This window comes from Citrobacter sp. RHBSTW-00570 (assembly GCF_013739755.1).
In the GTDB taxonomy this organism is placed as follows: domain Bacteria; phylum Pseudomonadota; class Gammaproteobacteria; order Enterobacterales; family Enterobacteriaceae; genus Citrobacter; species Citrobacter braakii.
Genome location: NZ_CP056399.1, coordinates 4,946,395 through 4,962,691 on the forward strand (window position 1 = coordinate 4,946,395; position 16,297 = coordinate 4,962,691).

13 protein-coding genes, 2 tRNA genes, 2 rRNA genes and 1 pseudogene are annotated in these 16,297 nt (G+C 51.0%); 6 read left to right on the forward strand and 12 right to left on the reverse strand.

Features of this window, described 5'->3' with window-relative positions:
- Positions 1-4 precede the first annotated feature (4 nt).
- Entirely contained in the window at positions 5-1,414 is a 1,410-nt protein-coding gene (glnG, locus tag HV237_RS23450; protein ID WP_047357802.1) for a nitrogen regulation protein NR(I), read from the forward strand.
- Between the two features lie 112 nt (positions 1,415-1,526).
- A complete protein-coding gene (locus HV237_RS23455; protein ID WP_003028631.1) occupies positions 1,527-1,637 on the forward strand; it encodes a YshB family small membrane protein in 111 nt (36 codons plus the stop codon).
- An 87-nt stretch (positions 1,638-1,724) separates the two neighbouring features.
- Here HV237_RS23455 and hemN read toward each other — a convergent pair whose 3' ends face one another.
- From hemN to HV237_RS23470, 3 genes and pseudogenes are all read right to left on the reverse strand, one after another.
- Positions 1,725-3,098, reverse strand: a complete 1,374-nt coding sequence (gene hemN, locus HV237_RS23460) for an oxygen-independent coproporphyrinogen III oxidase (RefSeq protein WP_016157864.1) — start codon at positions 3,096-3,098, stop codon at positions 1,725-1,727.
- Between the two features lie 188 nt (positions 3,099-3,286).
- Positions 3,287-3,796: a Der GTPase-activating protein YihI gene (gene yihI, locus HV237_RS23465; RefSeq protein WP_019077947.1), complete on the reverse strand. Its 510-nt coding sequence runs from the start codon at positions 3,794-3,796 to the stop codon at positions 3,287-3,289.
- A 105-nt stretch (positions 3,797-3,901) separates the two neighbouring features.
- Positions 3,902-4,150, reverse strand: a pseudogene (locus HV237_RS23470) (hypothetical protein).
- A 209-nt stretch (positions 4,151-4,359) separates the two neighbouring features.
- Here HV237_RS23470 and yihA point away from each other — a divergent pair.
- A complete protein-coding gene (yihA, locus tag HV237_RS23475) occupies positions 4,360-4,992 on the forward strand; it encodes a ribosome biogenesis GTP-binding protein YihA/YsxC (RefSeq protein WP_005121851.1) in 633 nt (210 codons plus the stop codon).
- A 333-nt stretch (positions 4,993-5,325) separates the two neighbouring features.
- Here the strand turns inward: yihA and polA are convergent, their stop codons facing one another.
- Both polA and HV237_RS26265 read right to left on the reverse strand, forming a co-directional pair.
- Positions 5,326-8,112 (reverse strand): DNA polymerase I, encoded by a 2,787-nt coding sequence (gene polA, locus HV237_RS23480; protein ID WP_047357795.1) that lies wholly within the window; start codon positions 8,110-8,112, stop codon positions 5,326-5,328.
- A gap of 215 nt (positions 8,113-8,327) precedes the next feature.
- Positions 8,328-8,663 (reverse strand): hypothetical protein, encoded by a 336-nt coding sequence (locus HV237_RS26265; protein ID WP_240489674.1) that lies wholly within the window; start codon positions 8,661-8,663, stop codon positions 8,328-8,330.
- Between HV237_RS26265 and HV237_RS23485 the strand changes: the two genes are divergently transcribed.
- On the forward strand, positions 8,557-9,417 hold the full coding sequence (locus HV237_RS23485; protein WP_227021787.1) for an acyltransferase: 861 nt from the start codon (positions 8,557-8,559) through the stop codon (positions 9,415-9,417). The two genes, HV237_RS26265 and HV237_RS23485, sit on opposite strands and share 107 nt — an antisense overlap.
- Positions 9,418-9,430: 13 nt before the next feature.
- Here HV237_RS23485 and dsbA read toward each other — a convergent pair whose 3' ends face one another.
- From dsbA to HV237_RS23500, 3 genes are all read right to left on the reverse strand, one after another.
- Complete coding sequence (gene dsbA / locus HV237_RS23490) at positions 9,431-10,054, reverse strand: thiol:disulfide interchange protein DsbA (protein WP_016155156.1); 624 nt, start codon at positions 10,052-10,054, stop codon at positions 9,431-9,433.
- A 16-nt stretch (positions 10,055-10,070) separates the two neighbouring features.
- Positions 10,071-11,057: a serine/threonine protein kinase gene (locus HV237_RS23495; protein ID WP_047357797.1), complete on the reverse strand. Its 987-nt coding sequence runs from the start codon at positions 11,055-11,057 to the stop codon at positions 10,071-10,073.
- Positions 11,058-11,133: 76 nt separating this feature from the next.
- A complete protein-coding gene (locus HV237_RS23500) occupies positions 11,134-11,403 on the reverse strand; it encodes a YihD family protein (protein ID WP_003028616.1) in 270 nt (89 codons plus the stop codon).
- A 69-nt stretch (positions 11,404-11,472) separates the two neighbouring features.
- On the opposite strand from HV237_RS23500, the gene mobA reads away from it, so the two are divergent.
- On the forward strand, positions 11,473-12,057 hold the full coding sequence (gene mobA / locus HV237_RS23505; protein WP_047357798.1) for a molybdenum cofactor guanylyltransferase MobA: 585 nt from the start codon (positions 11,473-11,475) through the stop codon (positions 12,055-12,057).
- Complete coding sequence (gene mobB / locus HV237_RS23510; RefSeq protein WP_135107949.1) at positions 12,039-12,557, forward strand: molybdopterin-guanine dinucleotide biosynthesis protein MobB; 519 nt, start codon at positions 12,039-12,041, stop codon at positions 12,555-12,557. Before mobA ends, mobB begins: the two co-directional genes overlap by 19 nt.
- A 120-nt stretch (positions 12,558-12,677) precedes the next feature.
- On the opposite strand, the gene rrf is transcribed toward mobB, so the two are convergent.
- The 4 genes from rrf to HV237_RS23530 form a co-directional block, all read right to left on the reverse strand.
- Positions 12,678-12,793: ribosomal RNA gene (gene rrf, locus HV237_RS23515) — 5S ribosomal RNA — on the reverse strand.
- A 98-nt stretch (positions 12,794-12,891) separates the two neighbouring features.
- A 23S ribosomal RNA gene (locus HV237_RS23520) occupies positions 12,892-15,798 on the reverse strand.
- A gap of 208 nt (positions 15,799-16,006) precedes the next feature.
- A tRNA-Ala gene (locus HV237_RS23525) sits at positions 16,007-16,082 on the reverse strand.
- Positions 16,083-16,190: 108 nt separating this feature from the next.
- Positions 16,191-16,267, reverse strand: a tRNA-Ile gene (locus tag HV237_RS23530).
- Positions 16,268-16,297 lie beyond the last annotated feature (30 nt).

The window sequence follows — 16,297 nt, forward strand, 5'->3', positions numbered from 1 at the left end:
GTTTATGCAACGAGGAATAGTCTGGGTAGTTGATGACGATAGTTCCATCCGTTGGGTGCTTGAACGTGCGCTCGCAGGGGCAGGACTAAGTTGCACTACATTTGAGAGTGGTAAAGAGGTACTGGACGCGCTGGCCAGCAAAACGCCGGACGTACTACTGTCGGATATCCGTATGCCGGGCATGGACGGCCTGACGCTGTTAAAACAGATCAAACAGCGGCATCCGATGCTTCCGGTCATCATAATGACCGCACACTCCGATCTGGATGCTGCCGTCAGCGCCTACCAGCAAGGGGCGTTTGATTATCTGCCCAAACCTTTTGATATTGATGAAGCCGTGGCGCTGGTCGAACGCGCCATCAGCCATTATCAGGAACAGCAGCAGCCGCGTAATATTCAAATCAACGGCCCAACAACCGACATCATAGGCGAAGCACCGGCAATGCAAGACGTCTTTCGCATTATTGGTCGCCTGTCCCGTTCTTCAATCAGCGTATTGATTAACGGAGAGTCCGGGACCGGTAAAGAGCTGGTCGCCCATGCGTTGCACCGTCATAGTCCGCGCGTCAAAGCACCGTTTATCGCGCTGAACATGGCTGCTATTCCGAAAGATTTGATCGAGTCTGAGCTGTTTGGCCATGAAAAAGGGGCGTTTACCGGGGCGAATACGATTCGTCAGGGGCGCTTTGAACAGGCAGACGGCGGCACGCTGTTCCTCGATGAAATTGGCGATATGCCGCTGGACGTGCAGACACGTTTATTGCGCGTATTAGCCGATGGACAGTTTTACCGCGTTGGCGGTTATGCGCCTGTGAAGGTGGACGTACGTATTATCGCCGCCACGCACCAGAACCTGGAACTGCGGGTGCAGGAAGGCAAATTCCGTGAGGACTTATTCCATCGCCTGAACGTCATCCGGGTGCATCTGCCGCCACTGCGCGAACGTCGGGAAGATATCCCACGCCTGGCGCGTCATTTCCTGCAGGAGGCCGCCCGCGAACTCGGAGTAGAAGCCAAGCAATTACACACTGAAACCGAGGCGGCGCTCACCCGTCTGTCATGGCCGGGAAACGTGCGTCAGCTTGAGAATACCTGTCGCTGGTTAACCGTAATGGCCGCCGGACAGGAAGTACTCATTCAGGACTTACCGACCGAACTGTTTGAAACCACCGTGCCTGACGCACCGTCCCATATGCAGCCAGACAGCTGGGCAACCCTGTTGGCACAGTGGGCGGATCGGGCATTACGTTCCGGTCATCAAAACCTGCTTTCAGAGGCTCAACCGGAGATGGAGCGCACGCTGTTGACCACCGCGCTACGCCATACCCAGGGGCATAAACAGGAAGCGGCACGGCTGCTCGGTTGGGGCCGTAATACCTTGACGCGAAAGTTAAAAGAACTCGGAATGGAGTGACGATCGGTCACTGTGTAAAGATTGATAATTGAGCGCAAATTGCTGCTATTTTGCGCTTTACTGTTCCGATGAGTTAAGTATGATCGTGCCCGGCAAACGGGGGGAAGTCATCATGCTGGAATCAATGATAAATCTGCTATCGAGCGGTGCGGTCGAAAGCCATACGCCACAAACTGCGGTTGCCGCCGTGCTGTGTGCGGCGCTGGTTGGGCTGTTCAGCTAGCGGGTTTGTCGGGTGGCGCTTCGCTTACCCGACCTACGTATTGAGATTTCGTAGGCCCGGTAAGCGAAGCGCCACCGGGCAACCCGGCTAAATAACGCGCGAGAACTGCTGCAAACGCGCTTTCTGGCGCAGATATGCATCGAAGCACATGCAAATATTACGAATCAGCAGACGCCCCTTCGGCGTAACCTGAATCCCCTTCTCATCCACATCCACCAGCCCATCTTTCGCCAGCGGCGCCAGCAGTTTCAGGTCTTCGGCAAAATAGTCAGCGAAGTTCAGATCCCATTGTTGTTCCACGGCGGCATAGTCGAGGCGGAAATTGCAGATCAGGAGCTTAATAACATCCCGACGAATGCAGTCGTCGCGGGTCAGGGCAATTCCGCGCCACAGCGCATTCCCCTGCTCGTCTACCTGCTGGTAATAGTGCTTCAACTCTTTCTGATTCTGCGCGTAGTTGTCGCCAATCATACTGATGGCCGATACGCCCATCCCCAGCAGATCGGTATCCCCCTGGGTGGTATAGCCCTGGAAATTGCGATGCAAAACGCCCTCGCGTTGAGCAATGGCCAGTTCGTCATCCGGGCGGGCAAAGTGATCCATGCCAATGAACTGATAGCCAGTTTCGGTCAGTGAAGAGATGGTCTCCTGCAGGATATCCAGCTTCTGCTGCGCGCTGGGCAGGTCGGCATCTTTAATCTTGCGCTGGGCAGCAAACAGCGTCGGCAGGTGCGCGTAGTTAAAGACGCTCAGACGGTCTGGATTCAGCTCAGCCACGCGTTTCAGGGTAAAGGCGAAGCTCTCTGGCGTCTGTTTTGGCAGGCCATAAATCAGATCGATATTCGTTGAGGTAAAGCCAATCTCCCGCGCATGATTCAGCAGCGCAAAGATAAACTCCTCATCCTGCTCACGGTTCACCAGGCGCTGGACTTCTTTGTTGAAGTCCTGCACTCCCATGCTCAAACGGTTAAAACCTTCAGCGCGTAAATGATCAAGGACATCCAGCTCGATTTCACGCGGATCCACTTCGATCGAGATTTCGGCATCGTCGTTAAAGTTGAAATTGCCACGCAGCAGTGACATCAAACGGCTGATTTGCGCTTTATTCAGATACGTTGGCGTGCCGCCGCCCCAGTGCAGCTGGCTGACATGGCGTCCGGCGAACAGCGGTGCGCGATGGATAATTTCTTGTTCCAGGGCATCGAGATATTGATCTGCTTTATGCTGCTGGCGAGTCACAATCTTGTTGCAGCCACAGAAGTAGCACAGTTTGTGGCAGAACGGGATGTGAACGTACAGCGAGAGCGGACGCTCAGGATAACGCGCCACGGCCTTTAGAAATGCTTCTGTGCCGTAGTCTTCAGAAAACTCCAGCGCGGTCGGGTACGAGGTATATCGTGGCCCGGAATAATTATATTTCTGGATCAGGGCCAGGTCCCAGTCTATTAACTGCTCTGACATGCTCACTCCTTCCGATGGCGTCTCTGGCGGGTACGGCGTACCGGCTTAACCCCAGTGCGGGTGATAAGCCGGTTGCGCAGCCACTTCTGTCGCCGCGACAACCGCTGTAGTTTAACGAATAACCACACCAGATAACATATAACCGGAAGGGTTATAAGCAGGACGGGAAGACCCACGGTGTAAAACCGTTAGTTGCCGCCTTTCAGCAGACGCATCATGTCTTCCTGCTTTTCTTCCTCTTCCTCTTCTTCCTCGTCATCGTAAGAAAGACCCAGCTTTTGCATCAGCTCATCGATGCGGTCCAGCTTGGCATCAACCCAGGTCTGATCTTCCGCGCTCAGGGTTTCTCCTGCTTCAAGACGCTCCAGCAGCGCATCCAGGCGCTCATCCGTTTCCAGTAAATCCAACTCAGCCTGTGGTGAAAGCATAGGTTTCTCACTCTTCGGTTTGTGCTGTTTGGTGACTTTTTCCGTCACGCCCAATGGAATGGGGTTTTTGCTGCCAATACGAGGATCTTTTTGCTTATTTTGGTTTCCGCCACCAGATGCGCCTTCGCTACCGGACGCACGGCTACCCGCCGCATGACCACGGTGTTTTTTCTGGCGCTTACGGTCGCGAGCTTCCTGATTAATTTCTTCGCGTGTTTTACGACGCGCTTTTGCAGGACCTTTACCGCGTGGTGTAGAAGTTGGTTTCATCATGATTCGTCTTTGGCTGTTTTATTCAGTATATAATTGCGCCGGAATCTAGCAGAAATAAAGAAAAAAGGCGACAGAGTAATCTGTCGCCTTTTTTCCTGACTCTCAACCCTTACGGGCTCTACAATCCTTGTTGGCTATCAACACACCCTGTTTTTCCCTTAGCCTGAAACATTCCGTGTTGTTTCCATTTCCTTTTACTAACGTCTCCAGACGTTTGTCTCCCTGACAATCCTGTGTCTTCGCCTCCTGGCGCTCCTGACCCTCATCCTGAGTCGACTATCCTGTCAGCTTCCTCGCTATGGGCGCTACTTTACCGCTTTGGTTTAAACGTACAAGTAACCTGGGTAACAATTTCGGACTTTAAGAATAGTGCCTTATCTTAACTATATGATTTATTTTAGTTACGTCATTTTTTACTCTGTCATCTCGTATAGAAACTATCGGCAATGTCTCACAAAGTGCGAGGTTTTTACTTACATAGCCTACGCGTCGAAAAACCAGCCTTTTGCTGGGGTTCAGGTATAATCGCTGCAAAGCCCTGATTGATGGAGAGGACTGCTTTGACTAACTTGAATTATCAACAGACGCACTTTGTGATGAGTGCGCCTGATATTCGCCACTTACCTTCCGATACCGGTATCGAAGTGGCTTTTGCTGGCCGTTCCAACGCAGGCAAATCCAGTGCGCTAAATACCCTGACGAATCAAAAGAGTCTGGCGCGTACATCTAAAACGCCGGGTCGTACTCAGCTCATCAACTTGTTTGAAGTCGTTGACGGCAAACGCCTGGTCGATTTGCCAGGATACGGTTATGCCGAAGTTCCGGAAGAGATGAAGCGCAAATGGCAGCGCGCGCTGGCTGAATATCTGGAAAAACGTCAGAGCCTGCAAGGTCTGGTGGTATTGATGGATATTCGTCACCCGCTAAAAGACCTCGACCAGCAGATGATCCTGTGGGCGGTTGAGAGCAACGTTCAGGTTCTGGTACTGCTGACTAAAGCAGACAAGCTGGCCAGCGGTGCGCGCAAAGCCCAGTTGAATATGGTACGTGAAGCCGTACTGGCATTTAACGGTGATGTACAGGTAGAAGCATTTTCATCACTGAAAAAACTGGGCGTGGACAAACTTCGGCAGAAGCTGGATAGCTGGTTTAGTGAACTGGCGCCGATTGAAGAGATGCAGGACGGGGAGTAACCCACCGATATGCCGGATAGCGCCGCTGCGCGTCTTATCCGGCCTACAGCCTGTACGAAACTTTTCTTTCGCACAATAAAAAACGCCCCAGTCATTACTGACTGGGGCGGCTAAAATATTCAGCCAAATCCGATTACGTGAAGTAAAAGGTCTGAAAGATAGAACATCTTACCTCTGTACCCTACGTGAATAACTTTACTCTTTTTTGAGCAGCTCAGAAAGCACTTTTTGTAATTTTTTTTCATTCCTTACATAGGGAATTCTAATGGACATCACAAAAAGTTCTATCTTATGTTGCTTAGTTACGAAAAAGGGGCGTTATTCAGTAAACCCTTAGTGCGCCTGATCCCAGTTTTCACCACTACCGACTTCCACCAGCAACGGCACATCAATCTGGGTCTCGTTTTCCATCAGTTGATGGATCTTTTTAGAGACGCTTTCGAGGTCATCTTTATGCACTTCAAACACCAGTTCATCGTGTACCTGCATGATCATGCGCACACGTGGTTGCTCGGTTTGCAGCCATCCGTCCACCGCAATCATGGCTCGTTTGATAATGTCTGCGGCAGTACCCTGCATCGGGGCGTTAATTGCCGCGCGCTCTGCACCAGCGCGACGAGCGCCATTACTGGATTTAATATCCGGTAAATAGAGACGACGCCCTTCCAGCGTTTCGACATAACCTTGCTCTTTTGCCTGTGCACGGGTGCGTTCCATATATTCCAGCACGCCAGGGTAGCGTTCGAAGTAGAGGTCCATGTACTTCTGTGCTTCTTTACGCGGAATATTCAACTGGCGCGCCAAACCAAAGGCACTCATCCCGTAGATCAGACCGAAGTTGATAGCTTTCGCGCTGCGGCGTTGTTCACCAGTCACGGAATCCAGCGGTAAGCCAAAGACTTCCGCCGCCGTTGCGCGGTGAATATCTTTCCCTTCGGCAAATGCGGTAAGCAGACCTTTATCACGCGAGAGATGCGCCATGATACGCAGCTCAATCTGTGAGTAGTCTGCAGAGACAATCACGTAGTCTTCTGGCGCAATAAACGCCTGACGAATACGACGACCTTCGTCATTACGTACCGGGATGTTCTGCAGGTTTGGATCCGTGGATGATAAGCGCCCAGTAGCGGTCACCGCCTGGTGATAGGAGGTGTGCACGCGCCCGGTTTTCTTGTTAATCATCAACGGAAGCTTATCCGTATAGGTCGACTTCAGTTTTGCTAAGCCGCGATATTCCAGGATCACTTTCGGCAATGGGTAATCGAGCGCGAGCTCTTCCAGTACCTCTTCCGACGTTGATGGCGCACCGCCAGGGGTTTTCTTCAGCGGCTTAATACCCTGCTTTTCAAACAGGATAGTTTGCAGTTGCTTGGTGGAAGAGAGGTTAAACGCTTCTCCGGCGATCTCGTGCGCTTTTTGCTCCAGCTCGTTCAAACGCAGCGTCAGCTCTTCTGAATGTTTGTGCAGAACAGCCGGATCGATTTTCACACCGTTGCGTTCAACGCGAGACAAAACAGGAACCAGCGGCATATCGATATTTTCAAAGACGTTCAGCGGTCCTTTATGCTGCTGCAATTCTGGCCACATTTTGAGATGGAGCTGTAGCGTAACGTCGGCGTCTTCTGCAGCGTAACGTCCGGCTTCTTCCAGCGCTATCTGGTTAAAAGTCAGCTGGTTTTTGCCCTTTCCGGCGATCTCTTCAAAGGTGATGGTTTTATGTTTCAGCCAGCGGTCCGAGAGGCTGTCCATATCGTGTCGGCCAGCGACACTGTTAAGAATGTAGGATTCGAGCATGGTGTCAAAGGTGATGCCACGCAGTTCGATGCCATAGTTCGCCAGGATACCGCGATCATACTTCAGGTTTTGCCCGACTTTATGCGCGTTCTCATCTTCCAGCAGCGGCTTCAGCAATGCCAGCGCGCGGTCGCGAGCGATCTGATCGGGGGCGTCCAGGTAATCGTGAGCAACAGGAACATATGCAGCCACACCCGGTTCAATGGCAAAAGACAGGCCAACAAGATTCGCGGAGATGTTGTCCAGGCTGTCAGTTTCAGTATCGAAGGCAAAGACAGGCGCTTTTTTCAGCTTCGCAATCCACTCTTCCAGCGTCGCTTCATCCAGAATTGTCACATAGTTATCATACGAGAGAACCGTGGCCGGCCCCTCAGGCGTTTCATCGACGGCGATAGTTTCCTGTGGTTTTGCCGCCGGCTTCGTTCCTTTCGCCTGTAGCCATTTACCCGCTTCAACGTCAGTAACCCAACGCTTGAATTCGTACTGTTTAAACAGGCCAAGTAGTTCATCCGCTGCCGGCTGACGTACTTCCAACTGCTCGCAGGTCAACTCCAGTTCAACATCCGTTTTGATGGTAGCCAATTGATAAGAGAGGTACGCTACCTCTTTATTCTGCTCAAGCTTGCCCGCCATAGTTTTCGCACCACGGAAAGTCAGCCCCGCAATTTTGTCTGATTCAGCATAGAGGGTATCCAGCCCACCCAGCCCCTGCAGCAGAGCCTGCGCGGTTTTTTCACCTACGCCAGGAACGCCTGGAATGTTATCTGAGGAATCCCCCATCAGCGCCAGGAAATCGATGATCAGTTCTGGTGGAACACCATATTTATTCACCACTTCATCCGGGCCGAGGATCGTATTGGTCATGGTGTTGATCAGGGTGATATTCGGCGTCACCAACTGAGCCATATCTTTATCACCGGTACTAATCAGCACCGGACGCCCCGCCTTCTCTGCTTCCCGCGCCAGCGTACCAATGACATCGTCTGCTTCCACGCCCGAAACGGCCAGCAGTGGCAATCCCATCGCTTTTACCATCGCATGCAGAGGCTCAATCTGCGCACGCAGATCGTCCGGCATGGGTGGGCGGTGTGACTTGTAGTGTTCGAATAACTCATCACGGAAGGTTTTACCCTTAGCGTCGAATACCACCGCAGCATGGGTCGGCTGATATTGCAGAATCAAACTACGCAGCATGTTGAGGACACCATACATCGCGCCAGTAGGTTCTCCTGCACTGTTAGTCAGCGGCGGGAACGCATGGTATGCGCGATACAGGTAAGAGGAGCCATCTACAAGGATAAGTGGGTTTTCTGGGATCTGAACCATAATGTCCGTGCCTGTTTATCAGATTATGGGTAAAGGATGCCACAGACAGGATGAAAACATGAGTTTTTCGCCGCATTTGTCGAAAAACTTTTGTAGATCTTCTGCTTTGATCGCAAAGAAGACTGTGGATAACTTTGTGAATAAATAATTTTCAGCTCTTTAAATATAGCAATAAAATTAACACATCATTTATTTTATACATATATTTCATAAGCTTAAATAAATGCGTAGTATTTTATTCCATTTATACAGCTTATATCCTGATGTGGATAGATATTCCCTTTTTTTCTATTCAGGGAAGATCCATCATTTGGTTCGTTTTCTGATAAAATCAGCCCCTTGCGCCTCTTTAGCGCACTATCTATGGCTAACCTTTTGAATAATTTAATTATGACGAGAATACTCGCTGCGATAACGCTGTTGCTGAGTATCGTATTGACCATATTGGTCACGATTTTTTGTTCTGTGCCGATCATCCTTGCCGGGGTTGTAAAACTCCTTTTGCCCGTTCCCGTTGTCTGGCGCAAGGTTTCTGTCTTCTGTAATTTCATGATGTACTGCTGGTGTGAAGGTCTGGCGCTACTGCTACACCTCAATCCGCGACTGAAGTGGGATGTCGAGGGGCTGGAAGGTCTTAGCAAGAAAAACTGGTATCTGCTCATTTGTAACCATTACAGCTGGGCTGACATCGTTGTGCTTTGCGTTCTGTTCCGTAAGCACATCCCCATGAATAAATATTTCCTCAAGCAACAACTGGCCTGGGTGCCCTTTATTGGCCTGGCCTGCTGGGCGCTGGATATGCCGTTTATGAAACGCTATTCGCGTGGCTACCTGCTCCGTCATCCAGAACGGCGCGGTAAAGATGTCGAAACAACGCGTCGTTCCTGCGAGAAGTTTCGCGTACACCCGACAACTATTGTGAATTTTGTCGAAGGTTCACGCTTTACCAAAGAGAAACGTGAGCAAACCCGCTCTCCTTATCAAAACTTGCTCCCTCCAAAGGCGGCCGGTATTGCGATGGCATTGAACGTACTGGGGTCACAGTTCGATAAAATGTTGAACGTCACGTTGTGCTATCCGGAAAATAGCAGCCGACCGTTCTACGATATGCTGAGCGGTAAGCTAACGCGTATTGTCGTGCGGGTAAATCTGGAGCCAATTCATGAAGGGTTGCACGGTGATTACGTGAACGATAAGGGATTCAAGCGTCGGTTTCAGCTATGGCTTAATACGCTGTGGAGTGAGAAAGACGCGCAGCTCGACGCGATTAAAGCTTCAAATGAAAAAGCCGGTCAGCACAAGTGACCGGCTTTTGCTTTTACTTCTGACCAACCAGATACTTCACGGTATCCGCATACTGTTGTACAAAGATATCCATGCTGCTGGTATCCATGCCCTGCGGATTTACCTGATATTTGCCATTCACGAACATTGCCGGAACGCCCTGCAGCTGTAAATCAGCCGCCGCTTTTTCCTGCTGCGCCACGAGTGATTTCACCACGAAGCTGTTCCATGCCGCATCATAGTCTTCACCTTTAATACCCGCGTCGACAAACACTTTACGGATATCAGCTACAGACTGAACGGTCTGGGTTTTCTGAACCCCTTCAAACAACGGAACGGTTACTTGATCTTCAACGCCCAGCGCCATAGCAACGGCCCAAGCTTGCGTCAGATCTTTGCCCAACGGCCCCAGAAACTCGACGTGGTACTTAGTCATCTTGGTGCCTTCCGGCAGTTTTTTTTTCACGTTATCAGATACGTGAAGAACTTCTTCAAACTGATAGCAGTGCGGGCAGTAGAAGGAGAAGAACTCCAACACTTGCGGTTCACCCGCAACAGGCTTTTCCAGAGTGATGTATTGTTTGCCATCCTGGAACTGCGCTGCAGATGCGCTAAAAGCTAAAACCATACCAGCCAGCGCCAGCCATAATTTTTTCATGTTCAAATTTCTCCGATTAATACATTGGCGTTAATTGTAAGGGGGGCTCTTGCAGAATTTTTGCCTGCTCAATAAAGGTCGCGGTCTGACGATGCCAGTAATCTTCCCCGGTTAACCACGGGAAGTTTTTTGGAAACGCAGGGTCAGCCCAACGTCGAATTAGCCAGGCAAGATAATAAACTAAACGCATAGCGCGTAAAGGTTCTATCAGTCCGATTTCAGAGGTGTCGAACTCACTAAACTCTTCATAAGCCTCGATAATGGTTTCAAGCTGCATGCGTTGCTCAGCTTTATCGCCATTGAGGAGCATCCATAAATCCTGAACAGCCGGGCCATTGCGGGCATCATCTAAATCGACAAACATCGGACCATCGCGCCACATAATATTACCGGCATGACAATCACCGTGCAGACGTAACGTGGTAAAACGTGCATGCCAGCGTTCGGTAACGACCGCGATAAGCGCATCCGTTGCCTTCAGGAAAGCCGCTTTTTGCCCTGATGGGATCAACTGTGCGTGTTCAAAAAGCTTACGCGGCTCAGTCAGGTATTCTTCAAGGCCAATCGTCGGGCGAAAGGCAAAAGTACGCTTGCATCCGGTCTGATGCATACGCCCCAGATAGCGCCCCACCGCCTCCATCTGATCGATATTGTCGGCCTCAAACTGCCGCCCGCCGACGCTGGGGAAGATCGCATAATGGAAACCCTGATGGCTTAACAGCGTTTGGCCGCTTAGTACCAGCGGTGCAGCTACCGGGACTTCATCGCTTACCAGTTCCAGAGCAAACTGGTGCTCTTCCTGGATCTGCTCGACAGACCAACGTTCAGGGCGATAAAACTTAACGACAAAGCGTCGACGGTCTTCGTCCTGGAATTGATAGACACGGTTTTCATAGCTGTTAAGCGGGGTAAGCCCGGAGTCCACCCGGATCCCCTGCTCAAACAGTGCATCCATGATGGTATCCGGGTGTAGCGTCTGGAAATTAAAAGCGTTGTCGTTCATCCCATCATCCGGAAAATACTACGAATGATTCAGGATATCATTTCGCAGCGCTTTCGGTGGTGGCGATTACAAGCTTTTACTCTTTAATGACGCCACGTGCGCGGAGTAGTGCGGTTTTAAAATCTTCTTCATAATCTTTCTGAATACCTGGGATGACGGCGTCTTTCGCCGAGTCACGCATTTTCAGGTGATAGATCAGAATGTCATCAGTTAAATCTGCCAGTTCGCCGTCAAAACCTGACTCCTGCGCCAGTTTCTGTAAAAATTGCATCAGGTTAAGATCGGGTTCCTTCTGCCAGGCCGGCTGGAGGAGTTCAATAACTTCATTCAGACGTTTACATTTCATGGTTGTGCTCCTTAGGCTCAATACAGATACGTTAGCAGGGTCAATCCCACATTAAAAGAGGCGATATCAGTGATTCTGGATAGTGCAATAACAGGGGTTGTGCTGGCAGGCGGTAAGGCCAGACGGATGGGCGGAACCGATAAAGGTCTGCTTGAGCTGGATGGTAAACCTCTTTGGCGGCATGTGGCTGATACCCTCGCTTTACAGGTCGAAACCGTGGTGGTTAATGCCAATCGCCACCGGGATATTTACCAACAAAGCGGCCTGAAAGTTATCCCTGATTCATTGGCCGATTTCCCTGGCCCACTGGCCGGGATGCTATCGGTATTCCTGCAGCAAGCGGGGGAGTGGTTTCTGTTCTGCCCATGCGATATGCCCTATATCCCTCGCGATCTGGTCAAACGTTTGAAGGAACAGCGCAAAGCTGCACCGGTTGTCTGGGTGCATGATGGGGAAAGAGATCATCCGACCATTGCGCTAATGCACCGCACCATGCAACCCTTGCTACAGGATTATCTTCAGTCCGGTGAAAGACGCGTCATGGTCTTTATGCGCCAGGCTGGCGGTCATGCTGTCGATTTCAGCGATCATAAAGATGCGTTCGTGAACGTGAACACCCCTGAAGAACTTGCAAAATGGCAGGACAAACCATGATCCCATTACTCGCTATAGCAGCATGGAGCGGAACGGGAAAAACTACGCTGCTTAAAAAATTGATCCCGGAGCTACGTGCCAGAGGCATTCGTCCCGGATTGATTAAGCATACTCATCACAATATGGATGTTGATAAGCCCGGCAAAGATAGCTATGAGCTACGCAAAGCCGGTGCAGCACAAACCCTGGTCGCCAGCCAGCAGCGCTGGGCATTAATGGTAGAGACCCCTGAAGAGCCCGAACTGGATTTAGCGTACCTGGTAAGCAGGATGGATGCTTCTACACTGGATATGGTGTTGGTTGAGGGCTTTAAGCATGAACCTGTTGCTAAGATCGTTCTTTTTCGCGACGGTTGCGGGCACAGTCCAGAGGACCTGGCGATAGACAACTATGTTATCGCGGTTGCCAGTGATATTCCGCTTGCGGTGGATGTTCCATTGTTAGATATCAACGATATACAGCAAGTTGCCGATTTTGTTACGCAATGGATAAGTAGATAGCTGCTGTGTCGTGATACACCTTTGTAGGCCAGATAAGGCGGGAGGTCACATCCGGCAGTTCTCATTCCCTGCAGACGCAAAAAAGCCCATCCGGCAGGATGGGCTTTTCACTTGTTTGATGCCTGGCAGTTCCCTACTCTCGCATGGGGAGACCCCACACTACCATCGGCGCTACGGCGTTTCACTTCTGAGTTCGGCATGGGGTCAGGTGGGACCACCGCGCTACAGCCGCCAGGCAAATTCTGTTTATCAACACACCTCTCAGGTCTGTCGATGTAATCTGTAATCAAGCTGAATTTCGATGTCTCATCCGCCAAAACATCTTCGGCGTTGTAAGGTTAAGCCTCACGGTTCATTAGTATCGGTTAGCTCAACGTATCGCTACGCTTACACACCCGACCTATCAACGTCGTCGTCTTCAACGTTCCTTCAGGACCCTTAAAGGGTCAGGGAGAACTCATCTCGGGGCAAGTTTCGTGCTTAGATGCTTTCAGCACTTATCTCTTCCGCATTTAGCTACCGGGCAATGCCATTGGCATGACAACCCGAACACCAGTGATGCGTCCACTCCGGTCCTCTCGTACTAGGAGCAGCCCCCCTCAATTCTCCAGCGCCCACGGCAGATAGGGACCGAACTGTCTCACGACGTTCTAAACCCAGCTCGCGTACCACTTTAAATGGCGAACAGCCATACCCTTGGGACCTACTTCAGCCCCAGGATGTGATGAGCCGACATCGAGGTGCCAAACACCGCCGTCGATATGAACTCTTGGGCGGTATCAGCCTGTTATCCCCGGAGTACCTTTTATCCGTTGAGCGATGGCCCTTCCATTCAGAACCACCGGATCACTAAGACCTGCTTTCGCACCTGCTCGAGCCGTCACTCTCGCAGTCAAGCTAGCTTATGCCTTTGCACTAACCTCCTGATGTCCGACCAGGATTAGCTAACCTTCGTGCTCCTCCGTTACTCTTTAGGAGGAGACCGCCCCAGTCAAACTACCCACCAGACACTGTCCGCAACCCGGATTACGGGTCTACGTTAGAACACCAGCCATTAAAGGGTGGTATTTCAAGGTTGGCTCCATGCAGACTGGCGTCCACACTTCAAAGCCTCCCACCTATCCTACACATCAAGGACCAGTGTTCAGTGTCAAGCTATAGTAAAGGTTCACGGGGTCTTTCCGTCTTGCCGCGGGTACACTGCATCTTCACAGCGAGTTCAATTTCACTGAGTCTCGGGTGGAGACAGCCTGGCCATCATTACGCCATTCGTGCAGGTCGGAACTTACCCGACAAGGAATTTCGCTACCTTAGGACCGTTATAGTTACGGCCGCCGTTTACCGGGGCTTCGATCAAGAGCTTCTCCTTACGGATAACCCCATCAATTAACCTTCCGGCACCGGGCAGGCGTCACACCGTATACGTCCACTTTCGTGTTTGCACAGTGCTGTGTTTTTAATAAACAGTTGCAGCCAGCTGGTATCTTCGACTGATTTCAGCTCCATGAGTAAATCACTTCACCTACATATCAGCGTGCCTTCTCCCGAAGTTACGGCACCATTTTGCCTAGTTCCTTCACCCGAGTTCTCTCAAGCGCCTTGGTATTCTCTACCTGACCACCTGTGTCGGTTTGGGGTACGATTTTGTGTTACCTGATGCTTAGAGGCTTTTCCTGGAAGCAGGGCATTTGTTACTTCAGCACCGTAGTGCCTCGTCATCACACCTCAGCGTTAACAAGACTCCGGATTTACCTGGAATCTCCGCCTACATGCTTAAACCGGGACAACCGTCGCCCGGCTAACATAGCCTTCTCCGTCCCCCCTTCGCAGTAACACCAAGTACAGGAATATTAACCTGTTTCCCATCGACTACGCCTTTCGGCCTCGCCTTAGGGGTCGACTCACCCTGCCCCGATTAACGTTGGACAGGAACCCTTGGTCTTCCGGCGTGCGGGTTTTTCACCCGCATTATCGTTACTTATGTCAGCATTCGCACTTCTGATACCTCCAGCAACCCTCACAGGCCACCTTCAACGGCTTACAGAACGCTCCCCTACCCAACAACACATAGTGTCGCTGCCGCAGCTTCGGTGCATGGTTTAGCCCCGTTACATCTTCCGCGCAGGCCGACTCGACCAGTGAGCTATTACGCTTTCTTTAAATGATGGCTGCTTCTAAGCCAACATCCTGGCTGTCTGTGCCTTCCCACATCGTTTCCCACTTAACCATGACTTTGGGACCTTAGCTGGCGGTCTGGGTTGTTTCCCTCTTCACGACGGACGTTAGCACCCGCCGTGTGTCTCCCGTGATAACATTCTTCGGTATTCGCAGTTTGCATCGGGTTGGTAAGTCGGGATGACCCCCTAGCCGAAACAGTGCTCTACCCCCGAAGATGAATTCACGAGGCGCTACCTAAATAGCTTTCGGGGAGAACCAGCTATCTCCCGGTTTGATTGGCCTTTCACCCCCAGCCACAAGTCATCCGCTAATTTTTCAACATTAGTCGGTTCGGTCCTCCAGTTAGTGTTACCCAACCTTCAACCTGCCCATGGCTAGATCACCGGGTTTCGGGTCTATACCCTGCAACTTAACGCCCAGTTAAGACTCGGTTTCCCTTCGGCTCCCCTATTCGGTTAACCTTGCTACAGAATATAAGTCGCTGACCCATTATACAAAAGGTACGCAGTCACCCCATAAAGAGGCTCCCACTGCTTGTACGTACACGGTTTCAGGTTCTTTTTCACTCCCCTCGCCGGGGTTCTTTTCGCCTTTCCCTCACGGTACTGGTTCACTATCGGTCAGTCAGGAGTATTTAGCCTTGGAGGATGGTCCCCCCATATTCAGACAGGATACCACGTGTCCCGCCCTACTCTTCGAGTTCACAACACATGCACTTTTGTGTACGGGACTATCACCCTGTACCGTCGGACTTTCCAGACCGTTCCACTACCACACATGCTGATTCAGACTCTGGGCTGCTCCCCGTTCGCTCGCCGCTACTGGGGGAATCTCGGTTGATTTCTTTTCCTCGGGGTACTTAGATGTTTCAGTTCCCCCGGTTCGCTTCATTACGCTATGTATTCACGTAATGATAGTGTGACGAATCACACTGGGTTTCCCCATTCGGAAATCGCCGGTTATAACGGTTCATATCACCTTACCGACGCTTATCGCAGATTAGCACGTCCTTCATCGCCTCTGACTGCCAGGGCATCCACCGTGTACGCTTAGTCGCTTAACCTCACAACCCGAAGATGTTTCGTAAAACACTTCAGTGTTGCGAAAATTTGAGAGACTCGGACACACCGCTTTTCATTTCTTGTTTACGGAGAAATGAAACAGTGTGTCGTTTCAATTTTCAGCTTGATCCAGATTTTTAAAGAGCAAAACTTCGCAGTGAACCTTTTCAGGTACACTCTGAAGTTTTCTTGTGTTTTTGCAGTAAGGGATGGTGGAGCTATGCGGGATCGAACCGCAGACCTCCTGCGTGCAAGGCAGGCGCTCTCCCAGCTGAGCTATAACCCCATCGTAAATGCTAATCTCTGTACCCTAATTCGTTTCCGGGCAAGGCGCGGTGGTGCGAAGCATACTGAAGTATGCGAGCATCGCCGTAACACAGCACGGAGGCGAATTTGGTAGGCCTGAGTGGACTTGAACCACCGACCTCACCCTTATCAGGGGTGCGCTCTAACCACCTGAGCTACAAGCCTGCAGAGATTTTCTTACTGCTAATTTTCATC

Bases quoted from the DNA above. Each gene is read 5' to 3' on its own strand.
- HV237_RS23495 (WP_047357797.1), bottom strand. From the start codon at position 11,057: ATGAACGACAACGCTTTTAATTTCCAGACGCTACACCCGGATACCATC.
- hemN (WP_016157864.1), bottom strand. From the start codon at position 3,098: ATGTCAGAGCAGTTAATAGACTGGGACCTGGCCCTGATCCAGAAATAT.
- HV237_RS26265 (WP_240489674.1), bottom strand. From the start codon at position 8,663: ATGAAATTACAGAAGACAGAAACCTTGCGCCAGACAACGGGAACGGGC.
- glnG (WP_047357802.1), top strand. From the start codon at position 5: ATGCAACGAGGAATAGTCTGGGTAGTTGATGACGATAGTTCCATCCGT.
- yihI (WP_019077947.1), bottom strand. From the start codon at position 3,796: ATGAAACCAACTTCTACACCACGCGGTAAAGGTCCTGCAAAAGCGCGT.
- polA (WP_047357795.1), bottom strand. From the start codon at position 8,112: ATGGTTCAGATCCCAGAAAACCCACTTATCCTTGTAGATGGCTCCTCT.
- dsbA (WP_016155156.1), bottom strand. From the start codon at position 10,054: ATGAAAAAATTATGGCTGGCGCTGGCTGGTATGGTTTTAGCTTTTAGC.
- HV237_RS23455 (WP_003028631.1), top strand. From the start codon at position 1,527: ATGCTGGAATCAATGATAAATCTGCTATCGAGCGGTGCGGTCGAAAGC.
- mobB (WP_135107949.1), top strand. From the start codon at position 12,039: ATGGCAGGACAAACCATGATCCCATTACTCGCTATAGCAGCATGGAGC.
- HV237_RS23500 (WP_003028616.1), bottom strand. From the start codon at position 11,403: ATGAAATGTAAACGTCTGAATGAAGTTATTGAACTCCTCCAGCCGGCC.